This is a genomic window from Frankia sp. Mgl5 (genome assembly GCF_023242985.1).
GTDB lineage: Bacteria > Actinomycetota > Actinomycetes > Frankiales > Frankiaceae > Parafrankia > Parafrankia soli.
The window spans coordinates 1-273 of sequence record NZ_JALKFY010000122.1 but is presented as its reverse complement, the minus strand read 5'-3'; the positions used below and the strand labels follow the sequence as shown (position 1 = coordinate 273).

Genomic DNA, 273 nt, shown 5'->3' with positions numbered 1-273 from the left:
CCTTAACAGCGACGCCGATTCCGCGTACTCTGCACATGTCGATGCTGGGTGTGCGTGATTTGTCTGTCATCGAGACGCCGCCGGAAAATCGTTTTCCCGTGCAAACCTACGTGCTGGAATACAATCCGTCGCTGGTTCGCGAAGCAATTGAACGGGAGCTGGCGCGCGGCGGGCAGGTTTTCTTCCTCTATAATCTGGTGCAGGGCATTGAGCAGATGGCGGAACATATCTCGATGCTGGTACCCGATGCGCGCGTCGCTGTGGCTCATGGAC

Annotated in this window: 1 protein-coding gene; it reads left to right on the top strand. The window is 57.1% G+C overall.

All coding sequences use genetic code 11. The features are described 5' to 3' along the window. Nucleotides 1-273, top strand: a 273-nt coding sequence (locus MXD62_RS08640) for a hypothetical protein (protein ID WP_248828867.1), incomplete at both ends; no start/stop codon positions are given.